The organism is Collimonas sp., assembly GCF_044339385.1.
Lineage (GTDB): Bacteria > Pseudomonadota > Gammaproteobacteria > Burkholderiales > Burkholderiaceae_D > Collimonas.
The window spans coordinates 1-6,445 of sequence record NZ_JBIIVN010000150.1; the positions used below are offsets into that span (position 1 = coordinate 1).

Genomic DNA, 6,445 nt, shown 5'->3' on the forward strand with positions numbered 1-6,445 from the left:
CCGAGCTGATTCCGGGCGCCGATATTTTCCTCGGCCTGTCGGCTGGCGGCGTGCTGAAGCAAGACATGGTCAAGATGATGGCCCCGCGGCCGCTGGTGCTGGCGCTGGCCAACCCGACCCCGGAAATCCTGCCGGAAGAAGTCAAGGCCGTACGCGATGACGCCGTGATGGCGACCGGCCGTTCGGATTATCCGAATCAGGTCAATAACGTATTGTGCTTCCCGTACATCTTCCGCGGCGCGCTCGATTGCGGCGCCACCACCATTACCCGCGAAATGGAAATCGCCGTGGTGCATGCGATTGCCGAACTGGCGCAAGCCGAGCAGTCCGACATCGTTGCCACCACCTACGGCATTACCAACCTGGCGTTTGGCCCTGAATACATCATTCCAAAGCCGTTCGATCCGCGTCTGATGATCAAGATTGCGCCGGCAGTGGCCAAGGCCGCGGTTGCCTCCGGCGTCGCCAGCCGTCCGATTCAGGACATGGAAGCCTACATCGACAAGCTGCAGCAATTCGTCTATCGCAGCGGCACGCTCATGCGTCCGCTGTTCCAGATCGCCAAGAAAGCAGCGGCCGACAAGAAACGCATCGTCTACGCCGAAGGCGAGGAAGAACGGGTACTGCGCGCGGTGCAGGTTGTGGTCGATGAGAACCTGGCGCGGCCGATTCTGGTTGGCCGTCCGGCGGTGCTGCAACAGCGCATTGAACGGTTCGGCTTGCGCTTGAAGATGAATGTCGATTTCGAAGTCATCAATCCGGATTTCGACGAACGTTATCGCGATTACTGGCAGACATTCCTGGCGATGACCAAACGCCAGGGTGTGATCGAACAGTATGCCAAGCTGGAAATGCGTCGGCGTCACACACTGATCGGTTCGATGGCGATCCACAAGGACCACGCCGACGGTATGATCTGCGGCACCTACGGCACTACCAGCCTGCATTTGAATTACATCGACAAGGTGCTGGGCCGTCGCGAAGGCGTCAATGTCTACGCTGCCATGAATGCACTGATTCTGGCTGACCGTCAATTGGTATTGGTTGACACTCACGTCAACGAAGAGCCGACCGCCGCGCAACTGGCCGACATCACGATTCTGGCGGCGGAAGAAATGCTGCGCTTCGGCATCAAGCCGCGTGCCGCATTGCTGTCGCATTCCAACTACGGGTCCAGCAACAGTGCTTCGGCGCTGAAAATGCGCAACGCGCTGGCGATCATCAAGGAGATGGCGCCGGATCTGGAAGTCGACGGCGAAATGCACGGCGACACCGCCCTCAACATCGAATTGCGTCGTCAATTGATGCCGGATTCGCCGCTGACGGGCGATGCCAACTTGTTGGTGATGCCAAATATCGACGCTGCCAATATCGCCTATAACCTGCTCAAGAACACCTGTGGCAACGGCGTCGCGGTTGGTCCTATCCTGTTGGGTTGCGCCAAGCCGGTGCATATCCTGACACCTTCGGCCACCGTGCGCAGGATCGTCAACATGACCGCCTTGTGCGTGGTGGATGCGATCTCGGCACGTTAAGTCAAGCCAGGCTTAAGCCTGGCAAGAGCAGCAAATAAGGAGGGCCCGCTTTTGGCGACAAATCATCGTCGTTGAAAGCGGGCCCTTTTTGTTTTTTTACAGAGCGCTCGCCGCAGCATCGAGAAAGCGTGTAAATTGCAATGAAAATAATACGTTGGCGGAAAGCGGTGAGAAAACCGCAGTAATTACAACATCAGGAGATGCGATGTCAGATTATCCAAAGAGCCCGTTGATGGGCCAAATGATGGATCAACCGTTGCTGATTTCCAGCATTATCCAGCACGCAGATCGTTATTTCGGCAGCAATGAAATCGTCTCGCGCCGGTTGGAAGGCGACCTCCACCGTTACACCTACCGCGATTGCCATCGCCGCGCACGGCAACTGGCGAATGCACTGGCTGCGCTGGGCGTCGGCATGGGCGAGCGGGTCGCGACCTTAGCCTGGAACGGTTACCGGCACATGGAAGCCTACTACGCCATATCCGGCTCGGGTGCGGTGCTGCACACGCTCAATCCGCGCCTGCATCCCGACCTGATCGGCTACATCGCCAACCACGCCGAAGATCAATATCTGCTGTTTGATATCTGCTTCCTGCCGCTGGTCGAGGCGCTGGCGCCGCTGGCCAAGACCATCAAGGGCTACATCGCCATGTGCGCGCCCGAAGACCTGCCGCGGCACAGCAAACTGCCCAATCTGCTGTGCTATGAGGCGCTGCTGGCCGCCAGTTCAGACGATTATGCCTGGCCCTTGTTCGATGAAAATTCCGCCTCCAGTTTGTGCTACACCTCCGGCACCACCGGCAACCCCAAGGGAGCGCTGTATTCGCATCGCTCGACGCTACTGCACTCGTATGCCTCGACCATGCCAGACAGCATGAACATCTGCGGCCGCGATGCCGTGCTGCCGGTCGTGCCGATGTTCCATGTCAATGCCTGGGTACCGTATGCGGTGCCGCTGACCGGCGCCAAGATGGTGTTTCCAGGGCTCGGGCTGGATGGCAAATCACTGTACGAATTGTTCGAGCAGGAACAGGTAACGGTGTCGGCCGGGGTGCCAACCGTGTGGCTCGGGCTGCTCAACTACATGGCACAGAATGACCTCAGCTTTTCCAGTTTCAGGCGCACCATTATCGGCGGCTCGGCTTGCCCGCCAGCGATGATGCAAACCCTGCGGCAGCGTTACGGGGTCGAGGTGGTGCATGCCTGGGGCATGACTGAGTTGTCGCCGCTGGGCACCACTTGCACCCTGCAGACCAAACCCGTTAGCTTGCCGCTCAGGCAACAGGAATTGCTGTTGCAAAAACAGGGCCATGTGATTTTCGGCGTCGATATGAAAATCGTCGACGATGCCGGCATCGCGCTGCCGTGGGATGGAGAGACTTTTGGCAATCTGCTGGTCAAGGGGCCGTGGGTGGTCAATGCTTACTTCAAGAACGAAGGTGGCCAGGTGTTGCGTGACGGCTGGTTTCCGACCGGCGACGTGGCTACCATCGATGCCGATGGCTATATGCAAATCACCGACCGCAGCAAGGATGTGATCAAGTCGGGAGGTGAGTGGATCAGCAGCATTGATCTGGAAAATATCGTGATGGCGCATCCGGCGGTGCAGATGGCCGCTTGCATCGGTATTTTTCATCCGAAGTGGGATGAGCGGCCGCTGCTGGTGGTGGTCAGGAAGCCGGGGATGGCAGTGAGCGCTGCCGAGCTGTGGACATTTTTCGAAGGCAAGGTCGCCAGGTGGTGGACCCCGGACGATGTGGCGTTTGTCGATGCCCTGCCGCTAGGCGCCACCGGCAAGCTGTTGAAGAACAAGCTGCGCGAGCAATTCAAGGGCTATGTCTTGCCCACTGCCTGAGGCGGTTAACGGCGCACGTTATGCTGATTCATCCGATTTGTCTGAGTCATTCAACTTGCCTGACTGGTCCAGCTGCCTGATCGGCACCCTGCCGGTTTGTACGCGGCTGGCGGCGCGGTCGCAATGATCATGATGGTCGTCAAAAAACATGTGCGGCTTGAACGCCGCCAGCACATCCGATTTGACGACGCCGCCCATGAAGAAGGTTTCGTCGATGGCGACGTTCCAGGCGCGCAATGTACGGATCACCCGTTCGTGCGCCGGCGATGAACGCGCCGTCACCAGCGCGGTGCGGATTGGCGCGGCGCGGCCGTCGGCATTCTTGAAATTATTCTGGATATACGACAGCGCAATCAGCAGATGCGCGAAAGGGCCGCGCGGTAACGGCCGCATGGCGTTCTCGCGTTCGTGCTTTGCAAATGCCTCGATGCCGTCATTCTGGTAAATCCGCTCTGATTCATCCGAAAAAATCACGGCATCGCCATCGAAGGCAATGCGGATCTGATCCAGTTCTTCCAGCACGTTGTCGGGCTTCTGGTATAGCAATGCCGCGGCCGCACCGGCGTTGATAGCTGCCTGCACGTCGTCTTCATGCAGCGACAGAAACAGGCTGACGTTGAACGCCTGCAAATACGGCGCCAGCGAGGCGCCGCCGGACAGCACCGCGCGCGTGATATCGAGCTCGTAGTGCTTGATCGAATTGAAGATACGCATTGAAGTCTCGCTGGAATTACGCGACATGATCACCACTTCAACAAAGCGCCGGCCCGGCGTTAGCAAGTTCAGTTTCAGTAAAGCTCTTACCAGCGCAAAGCCGGCGCCCGGTTTGAGAATCTGGTTTTCATTGATCAGTTGATGACGGCGATATGCTTCCAATCCTTGCGTGCGGAAGATTGCTTCTTCCGCTTCCAGATCGAACAGCGCGCGCGACGATATGCCGATTACCAGCAGATTATCCAGAGATTGAGGCATGGTCGATGATCTTCGGGTGATTGTCGAGGGATGGTCGGGTAATGGTCGGGTAATGGTCGGGTAATGGTCGGGTGATTGTCAGGCAATGGTCCGGTAATGCACGAAAGCCGAGAGCGCTCATTATAGGGCAGGCGTTGCTACAGGCTGGCCCGAAGGTGGACAAAGCTTTTTTGGCAATGTTTTCTTTATCATTTTTTGTTGTATGTTGAAGATGGATTGTTCCCGGCCGTTACGTTACATGTTACGTACCGCGACCGCACGTAACATCCACGCGTGTTGTCGCAACTCACTCTAGATAGTTTTTGTTAGTCATTGATTTTTAAAGATTTTATCCAGATTTGGAGAAGTCCGCCGGGGCCGCGCGCAAGCCGCTTCCGCCGTTTTTCAGATTGGCACGCTCCTTGCGGAATAGCAGCACGTAAAGCGCTTGTCCGATTCATTACAACGGGAGATATAGATCATGAAAGCATCGAAAAAAAGCGGAGTCTTTGCTGCATCCATGTTGCTGACAGCATTGCTCGCCGGCTGCAGCGGCAGCGGCGGTCTGGCCAGCAGCGCTGGCACCGGCGGCACCTCAACCGGCACCGGTCCTGGTACTACGCCAACCACGCCGACTAGCCCAACTACGCCGACCACACCGACGACGCCTGCTGCCTCGTCCAGCAGTCTGATATCTAACGCCGGCAACACAGTATCCAGCGTTGGCAGCGCAGTCGGTTCCGCAGGCAACACAATCATCGGCCAACTTCCGCTGGTGAGTCCAGATACCAAAGCCGGCCTGAACGGAGTGGTGACTAATGGCACCGGCATCGTCGGCACGATTGGCGATGGCATAGCCAACGGCCTGGGGCAGATCGGCACAGCGTCGAATCCGGTTGGTACTACGGTTGCCAGTGCCGGCACTGCGGTGGCTCAGGTTGGCGCCACCGTACAAAGTGTTGGTCAGACTGTAACCGGTCTGGGCAGCAGCGGCCCGCTCAGCCCACTTGCTCCGGTGACGGCACCGCTCGGTGGTGTGGTCACCACGTTAGGCGGCGCAGTCTCCGGTACTGTTGCACCGGTGGTGACAAGCGCGTTGACGAGCGGCCCGGTACAGCAATTGACGCAAACCGCCAGTACCGCGATCGCGCCTTTGACCAGCACTGCCGGAACTCTGTTGCAGACAGTCGGCAATGCCACAGGATTGAATCAACCGGCCAATTTGCTGCTCGGCGTGGCTGGCAGCGCTGTCGCCAATGCCGGCACCGGCCTGACAAATTCCGGCGTGCCGGTGCTCAGCAATCTCGGTCCTGTCGTGACAAACGGCGGCAGCGCGGTCGGCGGCCTGGCGCTGAATGGCATCACGAATACCGGGCAGCCGTTACTGGCCGGTCAGACTGGTGGCTTGTTGCAGCCGGTCGATAATGCGCTTAGCGGCGCACTTACCGGCCCGCTGGCACCGGTGGTTAGCGTCATCGGTGGCGTAAGCGCTGGTTTGAGCGGCACCGCCGGCGGCGGCCCGCTGGCTCCGGTGACTGGCGTGGTGGGTAGCGTAACCGGGGCGCTTGGCGGTGTACCCAGCGGCAGCAATCCACTGGCTCCGGTAACCGGCGTGGTGGCGGGCCTGACCAGTACGGTGACGGCCGGCACTGGCGCCGGAGCCAGCGGCCAGGTAGGCGGATTGCTGACCGGCGTGCTCGGTGGTCTGACCAAAAAATAATTGCTGCTACGGCGGCTGGAAAAAACCTTGGCGATGCTTGCCAAGGTTTTTTCTTTGCAGGAATCGTTCAAATTGAACAGAGGCGAAATGACAACGTAAGCCAGAATAATATAGTTGCGTCAGGCCAATTAATATTTTACTTTATTGGCGACTCATGGTCCCGGGCAACAGTGAGCTTCCCTCGATTCTGGGCGCAAGCCCACTAGCGGCCACGGCGACACCCACACTGGAATTTCTCAGCACCGATGTGATGCAAGTGAGCTTCCCTCGATTTTTCGTCTTCCAACAGGTGGCTTTTATGCCGCCTGTTTTTCCTGATGTTGCTCAGTGAGCCTGTCATCTAAATACTGGCAGGGTGAACGATAGCCAAGCGTCGAATGCTGC

4 protein-coding genes are annotated in these 6,445 nt (G+C 58.2%); 3 read left to right on the forward strand and 1 reads right to left on the reverse strand.

Going from position 1 to position 6,445, the window contains the following annotated elements:
* A partial coding sequence (locus ACIQ0R_RS10440; RefSeq protein WP_395826934.1) for a phosphate acyltransferase occupies nucleotides 1-1,535 on the forward strand: 1,535 nt, incomplete at its 5' end.
* Nucleotides 1,536-1,740: 205 nt separating this feature from the next.
* Entirely contained in the window at nucleotides 1,741-3,390 is a 1,650-nt protein-coding gene (locus tag ACIQ0R_RS10445) for a 3-(methylthio)propionyl-CoA ligase (RefSeq protein WP_395826937.1), read from the forward strand.
* 18 nt (nucleotides 3,391-3,408) lie between these two features.
* On the opposite strand, the gene ACIQ0R_RS10450 is transcribed toward ACIQ0R_RS10445, so the two are convergent.
* Complete coding sequence (locus ACIQ0R_RS10450; RefSeq protein WP_395826940.1) at nucleotides 3,409-4,362, reverse strand: 5'-nucleotidase; 954 nt, start codon at nucleotides 4,360-4,362, stop codon at nucleotides 3,409-3,411.
* Nucleotides 4,363-4,822: 460 nt separating this feature from the next.
* On the opposite strand from ACIQ0R_RS10450, the gene ACIQ0R_RS10455 reads away from it, so the two are divergent.
* Nucleotides 4,823-6,061, forward strand: coding sequence for a collagen-like triple helix repeat-containing protein (locus tag ACIQ0R_RS10455; protein WP_395826943.1), 1,239 nt, complete (start codon nucleotides 4,823-4,825; stop codon nucleotides 6,059-6,061).
* Nucleotides 6,062-6,445 lie beyond the last annotated feature (384 nt).